General features: G+C 66.0%; 14 protein-coding genes. 11 read left to right on the plus strand and 3 right to left on the minus strand.

Annotated elements, in window-relative coordinates; all coding sequences use genetic code 11:
- Window positions 1-45: 45 nt before the first annotated feature.
- Window positions 46-771 carry a phosphonate metabolism transcriptional regulator PhnF gene (gene phnF / locus ACVMDN_RS06625; RefSeq protein WP_028334541.1) on the minus strand — a complete coding sequence of 242 codons (726 nt, stop codon included), beginning with the start codon at window positions 769-771 and terminating at the stop codon, window positions 46-48.
- A gap of 128 nt (window positions 772-899) precedes the next feature.
- Here phnF and phnG point away from each other — a divergent pair, with 128 nt between their 5' ends.
- Genes phnG through ACVMDN_RS06670 form a run of 9 tightly spaced genes read left to right on the plus strand, consistent with a single transcriptional unit; the run spans window position 900 to window position 7851 of the window.
- Window positions 900-1361: a phosphonate C-P lyase system protein PhnG gene (gene phnG / locus ACVMDN_RS06630; RefSeq protein ID WP_076829110.1), complete on the plus strand. Its 462-nt coding sequence runs from the start codon at window positions 900-902 to the stop codon at window positions 1359-1361.
- A 4-nt stretch (window positions 1362-1365) separates the two neighbouring features.
- Window positions 1366-1974 (plus strand): phosphonate C-P lyase system protein PhnH, encoded by a 609-nt coding sequence (gene phnH / locus ACVMDN_RS06635; protein WP_076829005.1) that lies wholly within the window; start codon window positions 1366-1368, stop codon window positions 1972-1974.
- Between the two features lie 3 nt (window positions 1975-1977).
- A complete protein-coding gene (locus ACVMDN_RS06640; RefSeq protein ID WP_076829004.1) occupies window positions 1978-3081 on the plus strand; it encodes a carbon-phosphorus lyase complex subunit PhnI in 1104 nt (367 codons plus the stop codon).
- Window positions 3078-3962: an alpha-D-ribose 1-methylphosphonate 5-phosphate C-P-lyase PhnJ gene (locus ACVMDN_RS06645; RefSeq protein ID WP_016846424.1), complete on the plus strand. Its 885-nt coding sequence runs from the start codon at window positions 3078-3080 to the stop codon at window positions 3960-3962. Before ACVMDN_RS06640 ends, ACVMDN_RS06645 begins: the two co-directional genes overlap by 4 nt.
- Complete coding sequence (phnK, locus tag ACVMDN_RS06650; protein WP_076829003.1) at window positions 3955-4752, plus strand: phosphonate C-P lyase system protein PhnK; 798 nt, start codon at window positions 3955-3957, stop codon at window positions 4750-4752. The genes ACVMDN_RS06645 and phnK overlap by 8 nt, the downstream gene beginning before the upstream one ends.
- An 8-nt stretch (window positions 4753-4760) precedes the next feature.
- Window positions 4761-5459, plus strand: a complete 699-nt coding sequence (gene phnL, locus ACVMDN_RS06655; RefSeq protein ID WP_057015437.1) for a phosphonate C-P lyase system protein PhnL — start codon at window positions 4761-4763, stop codon at window positions 5457-5459.
- A 13-nt stretch (window positions 5460-5472) separates the two neighbouring features.
- Window positions 5473-6627: an alpha-D-ribose 1-methylphosphonate 5-triphosphate diphosphatase gene (locus ACVMDN_RS06660; protein ID WP_076829001.1), complete on the plus strand. Its 1155-nt coding sequence runs from the start codon at window positions 5473-5475 to the stop codon at window positions 6625-6627.
- Entirely contained in the window at window positions 6624-7217 is a 594-nt protein-coding gene (phnN, locus tag ACVMDN_RS06665) for a phosphonate metabolism protein/1,5-bisphosphokinase (PRPP-forming) PhnN (protein ID WP_057015435.1), read from the plus strand. Before ACVMDN_RS06660 ends, phnN begins: the two co-directional genes overlap by 4 nt.
- 22 nt (window positions 7218-7239) lie before the next feature.
- Complete coding sequence (locus tag ACVMDN_RS06670) at window positions 7240-7851, plus strand: pyridoxamine 5'-phosphate oxidase family protein (protein ID WP_057015434.1); 612 nt, start codon at window positions 7240-7242, stop codon at window positions 7849-7851.
- Window positions 7852-7986: 135 nt separating this feature from the next.
- On the opposite strand, the gene ACVMDN_RS06675 is transcribed toward ACVMDN_RS06670, so the two are convergent.
- Together ACVMDN_RS06675 and ACVMDN_RS06680 are read right to left on the minus strand one after the other, a co-directional pair.
- Entirely contained in the window at window positions 7987-9714 is a 1728-nt protein-coding gene (locus ACVMDN_RS06675) for a SulP family inorganic anion transporter (RefSeq protein ID WP_141341809.1), read from the minus strand.
- 69 nt (window positions 9715-9783) lie between these two features.
- The gene (locus ACVMDN_RS06680) at window positions 9784-10383 is read right to left on the minus strand and encodes a TetR/AcrR family transcriptional regulator (RefSeq protein WP_076828997.1); all 600 of its coding nucleotides are present in this window, start codon (window positions 10381-10383) and stop codon (window positions 9784-9786) included.
- A gap of 204 nt (window positions 10384-10587) precedes the next feature.
- Here ACVMDN_RS06680 and ACVMDN_RS06685 point away from each other — a divergent pair, with 204 nt between their 5' ends.
- Together ACVMDN_RS06685 and ACVMDN_RS06690 are read left to right on the plus strand one after the other, a co-directional pair.
- Entirely contained in the window at window positions 10588-11832 is a 1245-nt protein-coding gene (locus ACVMDN_RS06685; RefSeq protein ID WP_076828995.1) for an efflux RND transporter periplasmic adaptor subunit, read from the plus strand.
- Between the two features lie 23 nt (window positions 11833-11855).
- Complete coding sequence (locus tag ACVMDN_RS06690) at window positions 11856-15038, plus strand: efflux RND transporter permease subunit (protein ID WP_076828993.1); 3183 nt, start codon at window positions 11856-11858, stop codon at window positions 15036-15038.
- Window positions 15039-15095: the final 57 nt, after the last annotated feature.

A 15095-nucleotide genomic window follows, 5' to 3' on the forward strand; every position in this document is an offset into this window, starting at 1 on the left:
GCCTTGCAGGGCTCGACCGTTTAGTTCGGATTACAAAGGGGATTGTCAGCCGTTCTCGACCAGAAACTCCACGCGCTCGGCGGCGAAGCGCGAGCGCTTGGTCACCAGCGGCTGGTCCAGCATGTCGACGTCGGTTGCGTCGACCACCAGCACCGGCCGTCCCAGCGGCAGGTCGAGTCGCGCGGCGTCGGTCGCATCGACGATCGCCGCGGTGATCCGGGTCGAGGCGCGGTGGTAGTCCTTGACGCCGTAATGCCCGAGCAGCTTCGTCATCGAGCGGACGTTGGCGAACACGCTGCCGGCATCGGGAAACCGCTCGGCCGACAGCCAGGTGGTGGAGACGCAGATCGGCGTCCGGTCGGCGAGCCGCACCGCTTCGATCCGGATCAGCGGCGCACCGATCTTCAGGCCGAGCTCGCGCGCGATCTCGCGATTGGCGGTGTCGCTGCTCGCATCGATCAGCTGGCCGCGCGGCTCGTGACCGCCGGCGCCGACGATCTCGGAAAATCGCGTGCGTGAGCGCAAGGGATAGGCGAGGCGCTGGGCTTCGACATAGGTGCCGCTGCCGCGTTCCGCGCGCACCAGGCCGCGCTCGGCCAATGCGGCGAGCGCCCGCCGCACGGTGTGCCGGTTGACCCGGTACGTCTCGGCGATCTCCATCTCGCCGGGCAGCTTTTCGCCGGCGGCGAAGCGACCGTCAGCGATGCCGCGCTCGATGCCGTCGGCGACCTGCCGCCACAAGGCGACGCCGGAACTTTCCTGCATGCTCATGGCGCGGTGATACCAGAAATCTTTGGTTTGTCACGAAACAGTCATGGCGCTCCGCTATCAAGTTGTCTAGTATCATAGACAACTTGATGCAAGCAAGGTTGCCCAAAGGTTTGCCCATGAGTTCGACCATGAGTTCGACCGGACCAAACAGCAAACAGGCCCAGCGCAAGGCCGCGATGATGGTGCTGGCGCACGCCGCCGCTACGGACATCGCAGGCAGGCTGGCCGCGATCGCGGTGCCCGCGCATGAGAACCTGCGCGAGCCGGAAAACGGCCTTGTGATGCTGCGCGGGCGGATCGGCGGCGACGGTGCGCCATTCAATCTCGGCGAGGCGACGGTGTCGCGCGCGGCGGTGCGGCTTGCGACCGGCGAGGTCGGCTTCGGCTACACGCTCGGCCGCGACGCGCGGAAGGCGCAGATGATCGCGCTGTGCGACGCCATGGTGCAGTCGGCGGAGTTGTCCGGCGAGGTGGAGGCCAAGGTGATCGCGCCGCTGCGCGTCGCCATGAACGCCGAACGCGGCCGCAAGGCAGCGGAAACCGCGGCGACGCGGGTCGATTTCTACACGATGGTGCGCGGTGAGGGATGATGCAATGACGACGATTGCCGAAATGCCCGCGGGCTTTGCCGACAAGGTGCTGTCGGCGCAGTCGACTTTCCGTTCCGTGATGGATGCGATGGCGCGCCCGGGCAGCGTGCAGCGCGTCGCCGCGAGCGTCGGAACGCCCGCCGGCATGATGCGCGGCTCGGCCGCGATCGCGCTGACGCTGTTCGATCACGACACGCCGATCTGGCTTGACGCTGCGATGTCGGCGACGCCGGACGTCGCCCGCTGGCTGAAGTTTCACGCCAGCGCGCCGGTGGTGGCCGATTCCTCGATCGCGAGCTTCGCTTTGATCGGCGATGCCGCGAGCCTGCCGGCGCTCGATCGCTTTGCATTCGGCAGCAGCGAATATCCTGACCGGTCGACCACGCTGATCCTGCAGGTCGACAGCCTGTCGCAGGGGCCGGCCTTCGAGCTGAAAGGGCCCGGCATCGACGGCAGCGCCGTGCTGCAGGCGATGATCAAGCCGCGCGACCTGTTCCAGCGGCTTGCGATCAACGAAGCCCTGTTCCCGCGCGGCATCGATGTCGTGCTGGTCCATGACGATGCCATTGTGGCGATCCCGCGCACCACGCGGCTGATCGCAAGCGGAGTGTGAGCGATGTATGTAGCCGTCAAGGGAGGCGAGCGCGCCATCGAGAACGCCCATCGTCTGCTCGCGCATGAGCGGCGCGGCGACCGCGAGGTGCCCGAGGTGACGCTGGCACAGATTTCCGAGCAACTCGCGCTCGGCGTCGATCGCGTGATGACCGAAGGTTCGCTCTACGACCGCGAGCTCGCGGCGCTCGCGATCAAGCAGGCGCGCGGCGACATGATCGAGGCGATCTTCCTGGTCCGCGCCTTCCGCGCCACGCTGCCGCGCTTCGGCGCCACCGAGCCGGTCAACACCGGCGAGATGCAGGTGCGGCGGCGGATCTCCTCGACCTTCAAGGACGTTCCGGGCGGCCAGATCCTGGGGCCGACCTTCGACTACACCCATCGCCTGCTCGATCCGCAGCTCGCGGAAGGCTTTGTGCCGGAGCAGCCGGCGACCGCGGAGGCCTCGCAGGCCGCCACGCCGCGGGTGACCGACATTCTCGGCCGTGACGGTCTGATCGAATCCTCGCCGCAGGCAGATAGCAACACGCCGGTCGGCGACCTCACGCGTGAGCCGTTGAGCTTTCCGGCCGATCGCGATTTGCGGCTGCAGAACCTGGCGCGCGGCGATGAGGGCTTCCTGCTCGCGCTCGGCTACTCGACGCAGCGCGGCTACGGTCGCAATCACCCGTTCGCCGGCGAGATCCGCTTCGGCGAGGTCGAGGTCGAGTTCTTCGCCGAGGACGCGGGCTTTGCCGTGCCGCTCGGCTCGATCGAATTGACCGAGTGTCAGATGGTCAACCAGTTCAAGGGGTCGACGACTGAGGCGCCGTGCTTCACCCGCGGCTATGGCCTCGCCTTCGGGCAGAGCGAACGCAAGACCATGTCGATGGCGCTGGTCGATCGCGCGCTGCGTGCGCGTGAGCTCGGCGAGGAGGCGGCGGCGCCGGCGCAGGACGAGGAGTTCGTGATGTCGCACTCCGACAATGTCCAGTCGACCGGCTTTGTCGAGCATCTCAAGCTGCCGCACTATGTCGACTTCCAGTCCGAGCTCGGCCTGTTGCGCAAGCTGCGGCAGGAGTTCGCGGAAGCCAACGAGGCCGTGGAAATGCAGGAGGCCGCGGAATGAACGCGCCGACGTACAATTTCGCCTATCTCGACGAGCAGACCAAGCGGATGATCCGCCGCGCGATCCTCAAGGCGATCGCGATCCCCGGCTATCAGGTGCCGTTTGCGAGCCGCGAGATGCCGATGCCCTATGGCTGGGGCACCGGCGGCGTGCAGGTGACCGCCGCGATCCTCGGTCCCGACGACGTGCTGAAGGTGATCGACCAGGGCTCGGACGACACCACCAACGCGATCTCGATCCGCAAATTCTTCGGCAAGACCGCGGGTGTCGCGACCACGACCTCGACCACGGACGCGACCGTGATCCAGACCCGGCACCGCATTCCCGAGGCGTCGCTGCATGCCGGACAGGTGCTGGTCTATCAGGTGCCGATCCCCGAGCCGCTGCGCTTCCTCGAGCCGCGCGAGACCGAGACGCGGCGCATGCACGCGCTCGCCGAATACGGGCTGATGCACGTCAAGCTCTACGAGGACATCGCGCGCTTCGGCCATATCGCGACCGCCTACGCCTATCCGGTGAAGGTGAACGCACGCTACGTGATGGACCCGTCGCCGACGCCGAAATTCGACAATCCGAAGATGGACAATTGCGCGGCGCTGCAACTGTTCGGTGCCGGCCGCGAGAAGCGCATCTACGCGATCCCGCCCTACACCACCGTGGTGTCGCTGGACTTCGAGGATCACCCGTTCACGCGCTACCGCTTCAACGCGCCCTGCGCGCTGTGCGGCGCCGACAATTCCTATCTCGACGAGATCGTCACCGACGACAAGGGCGGGCGGATGTTCGTCTGCTCCGACACGGACTTCTGCGAGCAGCGCCAGGCCGCCGGCCATCACGGCACCGAGAGCGCAGCGCCGCACAAGGAGAAGGCGCATGTCTGAGCTCGCGAGCCTCGACAACGACGAGCCGTTGCTGGTGGCCGAGGGGCTTGCCAAGAATTACGGCCGGCTTGCCGCCTGCCGCGACGTCTCGTTCGCGCTCTATCCCGGCGAGGTGCTGGCGATCGTCGGCGAGTCAGGCTCGGGCAAGTCGACGCTGCTGCAGCTGCTCTCGGCGCAGCTCGCGCCGAGCGCGGGCCGGGTGTGCTACCGGATGCGCGACGGCGTGCTGCGCGATCTCGCTGAACTCGGCGAGGCCGAGCGGCGCTTCCTGTTCCGCACCGACTGGGGCTTCGTGCACCAGGACCCGGCGCAGGGGCTGCGCATGGGCGTCTCGGCCGGCGCCAATGTCGGCGAGCGGCTGATGGCGGTCGGCTGGAATCATTACGGCCGCATCCGTGACACCGCGTCGACCTGGCTGGAGCGGGTCGAGATCGATACCGGCCGCATCGACGATGCGCCGAAGACCTATTCCGGCGGCATGCGGCAGCGGCTGCAGATCGCCCGCAACCTCGTCACCGAGCCGCGGCTGGTGTTCATGGACGAGCCGACCGGCGGCCTCGACGTCTCGGTGCAGGCTCGCCTGCTCGACCTGATGCGCAACCTCGTCAGCGAGCTCGGGCTCGCCGCGATCGTCGTGACCCACGATCTCGCCGTGGCGCGGTTGCTTTCGCATCGCGTGATGGTGATGAAGGGCGGCCGCGTCATCGAGACCGGCCTCACCGACCAGGTGCTCGACGATCCGCGTGAGCCCTATACGCAGCTGCTCGTTTCCTCGATTCTTCCGCCATGAGCGTGCCAATGACCGCGATGATCGAACTTGCCAACGCCGAGAAGACCTTCACCATGCATCTGCAGGGCGGCGTCGAACTGCCCGTGGTGCGCGGCGTCTCGTTCCACGCCGATCCGGGTGAGTGCGTGGTGCTGTCGGGCCCGTCGGGCGCCGGCAAATCCTCCATCCTGAAGATGATCTTCGGCAACTATCGCTGCGACAGCGGCCGGATCGGCATCCGCCATCACGGCATGGTTGTCGACCTTGCCACCGCCGAGCCGCGCCAGGTGCTGAGCATCCGCCGCTCGACCATCGGCTATGTCAGCCAGTTCCTGCGCGCCGTGCCGCGGGTGGCGACGATCGACGTCGTCGCCGAGCCTTTGATCGTCAACGGCGTGGCGCGCGAGGAGGCCCGCGCGCGCGCCGGCCAGCTGCTGCGCCGGCTCAACATTCCGGAGCGGCTGTGGACCTTGCCGCCCTCGACCTTCTCCGGCGGCGAGCAGCAGCGCGTCAACATCGCGCGCGGCTTCATCTCGGACCTGCCGATCCTGCTGCTGGACGAGCCGACCGCTTCGCTCGATGCGGCGAATCGCGCCGTGGTGGTCGAGCTGATCGCGGAGAAGAAAACCAAGGGCGTCGCGATGGTCGCCATTGTCCATGACGACGAAATCCGTCATCTGATTGCCGACCGCATCGTCGATGTGACCTCGTTCGCGGCTGCTGCCTGAAGGACCGTTTGAAATGACCGCCAAGCAAGACACCATCATCGGCAACGCCCGGCTGGTCCTCGCCGATCGCGTGATCGAGCAGGGCTGGGTCGCGATTGCTGATGGCAAGATCGCCGAGTTCGACGAGGGCAGGGCGCCCGAGGCCGCCGAGGATGCCGGCGGCGATCTCCTGATGCCCGGGCTGATCGAGCTGCACACCGACCATCTCGAGATGCACTATGTGCCGCGGCCGAAGGTGTTCTGGAATCCGGTCGCGGCCGTGATCTCCTATGACGGGCAGCTCGCGACCTCAGGCATCACCACGGTGCTGGATTCGCTGCGGGTCTGGCGCGAGGACGGCGCCGAGGATGTCGACGGCCGCGCCGGCGTGCTGGCGGCGGCGATCGCGGCGGCGCGCGAGGAGAATCTGCTGCGCGCCGATCACTTCCTACATCTGCGCTGCGAGGTCCCGATGCCGGACGTGGTCGCCGAGGCCAAGGAGCTGATCGACCGGCCGGACGTGCGGCTGATGTCGCTGATGGACCACACGCCGGGCCAGCGCCAGTTCCGCGACGAGGTCAAGCTGCGCGACTACTATCGCGGCAAGGGCGGCGGCATGACCGACGCCCAGCTCGACGTGCTGTTCGCACGGCGCTTCGCCTATCAGAAGGAATATGCGGTGGCGAACACCCGCGCGATCGTCGCGCTGGCGCATGAATACCGGATCCCGCTGGCGAGCCATGACGACACCACGGATGAGAACGTGGTCGACGCCGTCAACGACAAGGTCGCGGTGGCAGAGTTCCCGACCACGATGGAAGCCGCGCGAGGCTTGCACGCCGCCGGCATCGACATCCTGATGGGCGCGCCGAATGTGGTGCGCGGCGGCTCGCACTCCGGCAACATCGCGGCCGTCGATCTCGCCAATGAGGGCATGCTCGATATCCTGTCGTCGGACTACATCCCGTCCAGCCTTTTGATGGCGGCGCTGCAGCTGCCGCGGCATGTGCCGGCGATCGATCTCGCTTCGGCCGTGCGCACCGTGACCAAGACGCCGGCCGAAGCGGTCGGGCTCACCGACCGCGGCGAGATCGCGGTCGGCCGGCGCGCCGACCTGATCCGCGTGCACGTTGCGCGCGATCTGCCTGTCGTGCGCAGCGTCTGGCGCGAGGGAGGGAGGGTCGCATGACCGATGCATCCGTCGTCGCCGATCGGCGCGCCGGAATCGGTCCCGGCCGGCTGATCCTGGTGGTCGGCCCGAGCGGCGCCGGCAAGGATACGCTGCTGGGGTTCGCCAAGGCGGCCTGTGGCGATGATCGCGATGTCGTGTTTCCGCGCCGGCTGATCACCCGCCAGGCCTCGGCGTCGGAGGACAATGAGGAGGTCAGCGCGGAGAGCTTCCAGCGCGCGGTAGCCGCCGGCGACTACGCCATGCACTGGGAAGCGCACGGCCATCGCTACGCGCTGTCGCGGTCGATCAACGACGATATCGGCGCCGGGCGCACCGTGATCGCGAACGTCTCGCGCACCGTGATCGCCGCGGCGCGCCGCAACTATGCCAATGCTGTCGTGGTGCTGGTCACGGCGCCGCCGGATGTGCTGGCCGCGCGGCTCGCGATGCGGGCGCGCAGCAGCGACGGCCTTCTCGAGCGGCGGCTGGCCCGCACCGTCGACGAGGGCACGTCGACGCCCGATTTCACCATCGTCAATTCCGGCACCGCCGACTATCATGCGCGACAGCTTGTCCGCATCATCAAGGGCGAACGCTGGGACGACTAGCAACCATAGGAGAACGGCACGAATGTCGGTGATCGAAACGGTCGAGCAGCTTGAGGCGATCTACGGCTTCCCGAACGACGCGTCGACCGTGAAGGTCGCCGATCACGTGACGCCGCTCTATCGTGTGCTCATCGAGAAGTCGCCGTTCGTGTCGCTTGCGACCGCAGGCCCCGAAGGGCTCGATTGCTCGCCGCGCGGCGACCTGCCGGGCTTCGTGCGCATCCATGATGCGAAGACGCTGATGATGCCGGATCGCCGCGGCAACAATCGCTGCGATTCGCTGCGCAACATCGTTCGCGATCCCCGCGTCGGCTTGCTGTTCCTGATTCCGGGCTCAGGCAGCACGCTGCGCGTCAACGGCCGCGCTTATGTCACGGCCGAGCCGGAGCTGCTCGCCTCCTTTATGATGGAAGGCAAGGCACCGCGCACGGTGATCGTGATGCATGTGGAGGAGATCTATTTCCAGTGTGCGCGCGCGATCGTGCGCTCCGATCTCTGGAATCCGGACAAGCGGGTCGATCCGAAGGTCTTGCCGACGCCGGGCCAGATCCTCGCCGAGATGAGCGAGCACACGGTCGGCGGCGAAAAATACGATCGGGAATGGCCGGAGCGCGCGCGACAGACGATGTGGTGATGCGCCCGGACGGCTGGGAAGCATGATCCGGAAAAGTGCGAAGCGGTTTTCCCTGCGACAAACGCGAAGCGTTTGCGCGGAGATCATGCTCAAACAAAAGCGCTATAGCGCGCTGACGATTGAACCCATCGCGCTTTAGGCCTCGGCGACGCGGTCTTCCCAGTCCTCCCAGGTCACGTCAGCATTGATCTCGAGGTAGCGCGCAACGGCGACGCCGATGGTCGGGAAGAAGTTGTTTTCGCCAAGTTGCGCCAGCAGGCCAAATTTCTTCAGCTTGTCCTTGACGGGATCCTTGAGCTCGGCAAAGCACAGCTCGATCTTCTGTGCATGCAATGCCTCGTCGAGCTCGGCGAGAATGTCGCCGGCGGTCACGTCCACGCTGGTGACCGGCTCGGCCGTGACCACCAGCCAGCGCACCGGCGTCGGGGATTTCGCCACGGCATCCAGCGCGCGTTCCTTGAAGAACTCGGCATTGGCAAAGAACAGCGGCGCATCCCACCGGAACAGCACCAAGCCGGGGATCTGGCGCGCGTCCGGGTATCGCGTGATGTCGTGATAGCCCTTCACGCCGGAGGCGCGGCCCAGCACGGCGGAATGCGGTCGCCAGCCGTCCCACAGGAATTCGACGATCGCGAGCACGATGGCGAGGCCTATTCCGGGGATCACGCCCAGCACGGCCACGCCGACAAAGCAGACCATCGATAGCCAAAACTCCCACTGCTGAATGCGGTAGATTCGCCTGAGGTCGCCGATCTCAAACAGGCCGAGCGCAGCGGCGATGACGACGGCCGCCAACGCTGCGTTGGGCAAGTGCTGCAGCAAATTCGGCGCTATCAGCAGCAGGAAGGCGATGGCCAGCGCGCCGATGACGCTGGTCAATTGCGTGCGCGCTCCGGCAGCTTCCGCAACGGGCGTTCGCGATCCGCTGCTGCTGATCGGAAAACCCTGAAAGAAGCCGGCCGCCAGATTGGCCGCGCCGAGCCCCACCATCTCCTGGTTGGGATCAACGCGATCGCCCAATCGTCCTGCATAGGCGCGCGACAGGACGCTGGTATCGGCGAACGACACCAGCGCGACGGCGCAGCCGCCGATCAGCACCTGCACGATGTCGCCATAGCCGATCCGGGGAATGGCAAATCCCGGCAAGCCCTGGGGAAGCGAACCCAGGACCGTCACGCCGAAGCGGGCCCCGAGATCGAGAACCCCGGTGACGACCGTCGCGGCGACGACGGCAATGAGAATGCCGGGCAACCGCTTGTTCCGGGCTAGCAGCAGGATCACCGCCAGCGTCGCAAGGCCGATCCCGAGGGTCGCCCAATTCGTCTTTCCGTCGACGATTGCTCCGATGACCGCCCAGAGGCTGCGCAGAGGTCCATCGCCTTCAATGGAAAAGCCGAACAGCTTTGGCAGCTGGCTGATCAGCACGGTCAGGGCAATGCCGTTCATGTAGCCGTAGCGGATCGGCTTGGAGAGAAGCTCGGTCAGGAATCCCAGCCGCGCGATACCCGCGACGATGCATATCGTCCCGGAGACCACCGCCATCATGGCGGCCAGGGTTGCCGCACGCATCGGATCGCCGCCAGACAGCGGAGCGACGACGCCGAGGATGATGGCCGCAAGCGCCGAGTCCGGCCCAAGGACAAGGATGCGGCTCGGCCCGAACAGCGCGTAGACGAGCAGCGGGATGATCGTCGCATAGAGCCCGTAGATGCCGGGCAGGCCGGACGCCTCCGCATAGGCGATGCCGACCGGGACCAGCATGGTCGCGAGCACCAGCCCGGCGACGATGTCGTGTGGGAGCCACGCCGCTTGATATCGACGCAGCGTGGTGAGACCCGGCAGCCAGCCGGTCCAATGCTTCATCGCCGGTCACTCCCAACGTCGTTGGGGCCGCAGGCGCTTGACGTGAACCGCTCTACCCCTTCAACCGCTTTAACCCTTCGCCTGCTCATCAAACGCCTTCAGCGACACCGCTGCAATCTCGCGCAGCGCGTTGCGGTCGGCGCCCGAGGAAGCCATCACGCACATGCCTGATGTCACCGCGGAGAGATAGCGGGCAAGGGTGGCCGGATCGGCGCTTTCGCCCAGGTCGCGTTCGGCCTTCGCGCGGACAAAACGCTCGTGCAATTGGTCCTCCGTTCGGGTGCGGCGCGCTGCCAGTTCAAATGGAACATTCTCCGAGCCGGTGCCGCAGGCAAGGCCGCCCTGCACCAGCAGGCAGCCGGGCGGGTTGGCGGGATCGGTCTGGGCGTCCGCGTGCTCCATCAGAAATCGTTCGGCCACCTCTCGGGCGGTGGCGGCGCCCAAAACCTTTTCCATCCAGGCGTCGCGCTTCTCGGTGTAGCGGTCGAGCGCGGCCTTCAGCAGACCCTCCTTGCTGCCAAAGGCGGCGTAGAGGCTCGGCGGATTGATGCTCATCGCCTCGGTGAGCTGCGCGATCGTCGCGCCCTCGTAACCATGGCGCCAGAACACATCCATGGCCTGGTCCAAAGCGGCGTCCGCGTCGAAAGCGCGGGGGCGTCCCATTCCCATTTTTCGTTGCTCCGTAAGCCGGGTGCCGTTTCTATGACGGATTGTCCCTGGCTTATCCTCTTGTTGCACGTGATGTTTTTCCGCGACTTCCCATTTCCCCATGAATGAGATAAGAAATTCATAGTGCTTGATACATAAGTATCTTGCGAACCGGCGTCCAGCTCCACATCTGTAGCGAACACTACAGATATCTGGAGCGCGTGAATGCCCTCGTCAATCCAAAATCCCCGTTCCGGCCGCTTCCGACGTGTCGTCGGCGGTATCGTGATCCTTGGCGCCCTCGCGGTGGCCGGTTCGATCGCGACCGGCCACTATTTCCATGCCGCACAGGCGACCGCGACTGCCGCGGCCCCCGAGCCGGCCGTCCCGGTCACCGTTGCCGTGATCCAGCCGCGGCCGACCACGCTGTTCGATGACTTCTCGGGCCGGCTCGAAGCCGTCGACCGGGTTCAGCTCCGGCCGCGGGTGGCGGGCGCGATCCTTTCGACCAACTTCACCGAGGGCGCGCTGGTGAAGTCCGGCGACATCCTGTTCAAGATCGACCCCGCGCCCTACGCCGCCGAGGTCGATCGCGCCCAGGCGCAGCTCGAGGCCGCCAAGGCCCGCGTCGTGTTCACCACGAGCGAAGTCGAGCGCGGCGCGCAGCTGGTTGGCAACAACATCGTGACCAAGCGCGATTTCGACCAGCGCGACAACGCCAACCGCGAGGCAGTCGCTAACGTCAAGGCCGCCGAGGCCGCGCTGCAGACGGCCAAACTCAATCTCGACTACACCGAGGTGCGGGCGCCGGTCGACGGCCGGGTCGGCAGGATCGAGGTCACCGTCGGCAATCTCGTCGCCGCCGGCACCTCGTCACCGGTCCTGACCTCGCTGGTCTCGGTCAATCCGATCTATGCGAGCTTCGATGCCGATGAGGAAGTGGTGCTGCGCGCGCTGAACTCGATCGCGGATGCCTCCGGCAAGCGCGGCAATCTCGACCAGATTCCGGTCGACATGGTGACGTCGGGCGGCCTCAGCGCCAAGGGGCACATCCAGCTCATCGACAACCAGGTCAACGGGCAGAGCGGCACCATCCGAGTCCGCGCCGTGTTCAAGAACGATGACGGCCGATTGATCCCGGGACAGTTCGCCCGTGTGCGCATGGGCCAGCCCAAGCAGCAGACGCTGGTGCTGATCGACGAGCGCGCCGTCGGCACCGACCAGGACAAGAAGTTCGTGATGCTTGTCGGCGACGACAGCCGCGCCGTCTATCGTTCCATCACGCTTGGCGGCTCGGTCGATGGCCTGCGGATCGTCACCGCCGGCCTGAAATCCGGCGACCGCATCGTCGTCAACGGCCTGCAGCGCGTGCGTCCCGGCGCACTCCTGAAGATGGAAGTCGCCGAGATGGGCGCGCGCGGCATGAAGCAGGCATCCACTGAAACCAACCAGCACGTCGTGCAGCGCTAGGCGCTGCACGCGGGGGCGGAGCCATGAATCTCTCAAAATTCTTCATCGACCGGCCGATCTTCGCCGGCGTGCTTTCGATCCTGATCTTCCTGGCCGGGCTGATCTCGCTGCTGGCGATGCCGATCTCGGAATATCCCGACGTGGTGCCGCCGTCGGTCGTGGTGCGCGCGACCTATCCCGGCGCCAATCCGAAGGTGATCGCCGAGACGGTCGCCACCCCGATCGAGGAGCAGATCAACGGCGTCGAAGGCATGCTCTACATGTCGAGCCAGGCGACCACCGACGGCGCGATGACGCTGACGGTGACGTTCCGGCTCGGCACCGACCCCGACAAGGCGACCCAACTGGTGCAGAATCGCGTGCAGCAGGCCGAGCCGCGCCTGCCGGCTGTGGTGCGCCAGCTCGGTATCATCACCAAGAAGAGCTCGCCCGACCTCACCATGGTCGTGCATCTGCTGTCGCCGAACAACCGCTATGACATGACGTATCTGCGCAACTACGCGGTACTCAACGTCAAGGACCGGCTGGCGCGGATCGACGGCGTCGGCGACGTCCAGCTCTATGGCGCCGGCGACTATTCGATGCGGGTCTGGGTCGATCCGCAGAAAGCCGCCGAGCATTCGCTGACCGCGAGCGACGTCGTACGCGCGATCCAGGCCCAGAACGTCGAGGCTGCCGCCGGCGTGGTCGGCTCCTCGCCCAGCGTCAAGGGCATCGACCTCCAGCTCTCCGTCAACGCCGAGGGACGGCTCTCGACCGAGGAGCAGTTCGGCGACATCGTGGTGAAGACGGGTTCGGCAGGCGAGGTGGTGCGGCTGCGCGACGTCGCGCGGGTCGAGCTCGGCGCCTCCGAATACGGCCTGCGCTCGCTGCTCGACAACAAGCAGGCGGTCGCGATCCCGATCTTCCAGGCGCCGGGGTCGAATGCGCTGGAGATCTCCGACCATGTCCGTGCCACGATGGCCGAGATCAAGAAGAACATGCCGGAAGGCGTGTCCTACCAGATCGTCTACGATCCGACCCAATTCGTGCGTTCGTCGATCGAGGCTGTCATCCACACGCTGCTCGAGGCGGTCGCCCTCGTCGTGCTGGTCGTGATCCTGTTCCTGCAGACCTGGCGCGCCTCGATCATCCCATTGATCGCGGTCCCGGTGTCGATCGTCGGCACTTTCGCGGTGATGCATGTGTTCGGCTTCTCGATCAACGCGCTCAGCCTGTTCGGCCTGGTGCTGGCGATCGGCATCGTGGTCGACGACGCCATCGTCGTGGTCGAGAACGTCGAGCGCAACATCGAGTCCGGCTTGTCGCCGCGCGATGCCACCAACCAGGCGATGCGCGAAGTGTCCGGCCCGATCATCGCGATCGCGCTGGTCCTGATCGCGGTGTTCGTGCCGCTCGCCTTCATCTCCGGCCTCACCGGACAGTTCTACAAGCAGTTCGCGCTGACCATCGCGATCTCGACCGTGATATCAGCGATCAACTCGCTGACGTTGTCGCCGGCGCTGTCGGCGCTGCTGCTGAAGGGGCATCACGAGCCGAAGGACTGGCTGACCCGGATCATGGAAAGGTCGCTTGGCTGGTTCTTCCGCGGCTTCAACAAGGTCTTCACCAAGTCCTCCGAGAACTACGGCCGCACCGTCACCAAGGTGATCTACGGCAAGGCCGTGGTTATCGGCCTCTATGTGCTGCTGATCGGCCTGACCGGCGTGCTGTTCAAGCAGGTGCCGAGCGGCTTCGTGCCGGGCCAGGACAAGCAGTATCTGGTCGGCTTTGCGCGGCTGCCCGATGGCGCGACGCTCGACCGCACCGAGGAAGTGATCCGCAAGATGAGCGACATCGCGCTGACCCAGCCCGGCGTCGAAAGCTCCGTGGCGTTCCCCGGCCTGTCGATCTCCGGCTTCACCAACTCCTCCAACGCCGGCATCGTGTTCTCGACCTTGAAGCCATTCGACGAGCGCAAGGATCCCTCGCTCAGCGGTCCGGCGATCGCGGCGGCGCTCAACAAGAAATATGCCGGCATCCAGGATGCCTTCATCGCCATGTTCCCGCCGCCGCCGGTCAACGGTCTCGGCACCATCGGCGGCTTCAAGCTGCAGATCGAGGACCGCGCCGGCCTCGGCTATGAAGCGCTGAACGACGCGACCAAGGCGTTCATGGCGGCGATGCAGAAGGCGCCGGAGATTGCCGGCGTGTTCTCGAGCTTCCAGGTCAACGTGCCGCAGCTGTTCGCCGATATCGACCGTACCAAGGCGTTGCAACTCGGCGTGCCCGTCACGGAGGTCTTCAACACGCTGCAGATCTATCTCGGCTCCTACTATGTGAACGACTTCAACAAATTCGGCCGCACCTACTCGGTCTATGTGCAGGCCGACGCGCCGTTCCGCGCGCGTGCCGACGACATCAGGCAGTTGAAGGTGCGCTCGTCGTCGGGCGACATGGTGCCGCTGTCGGCGTTGCTGAAGGTCCGCCAGAGCGCGGGTCCGGAACGCGCGATCCGCTACAACGGCTTCCTGTCGTCGGACATCAACGCGGCTGCCGCGCCGGGCTATTCCTCCGGCCAGGCGCAGGAGGCGGCGACGCGGATCGCGGCCGAAGTGCTGCCGCCCGGCTTTGCCTTCGAATGGACCGACCTGACCTATCAGGAGTTCATCGCCGGCAACTCCGGAATCTGGGTGTTTCCGTTGGCGATCCTCCTGGTGTTCCTGGTGCTCGCCGCGCTCTATGAGAGCCTGGCGCTGCCGCTCTCGATCATCATGATCGTGCCGATGGGGCTCTTGGCCGCGATGTTCGGGGTCTGGCTGTCGAAGGGCGACAACAACGTCTTCACCCAGATCGGCCTGATCGTGCTGGTCGGATTGTCGGCCAAGAACGCCATCCTGATCGTCGAATTCGCGCGCGAGCTCGAATTCGCCGGGCGGTCACCGATCCGTGCCGCGATCGAGGCGAGTCGCTTAAGGCTGCGACCGATTCTGATGACGTCGATGGCCTTCATCATGGGCGTGCTGCCGCTGGTGCTGTCGACCGGCGCGGGCTCGGAGATGCGGCGCGCGATGGGCGTTGCGGTGTTCTCCGGCATGATCGGCGTCACGGTGTTCGGCCTGTTCCTGACGCCGGTGTTCTACGTGCTGCTGCGCAGCCTCACCGGGATGAAGCCGCTGACGCAGCACGGCGAGACGACCATCCCTGGAAAAGCACACGCGGCATGATGCCGCGTGTGCAGAGCGTTTTCGAGCGAAGTGGATACCGGTTCGCGTGAAGAAAAC

Source organism: Bradyrhizobium sp. USDA 4510 (assembly GCF_054059095.1).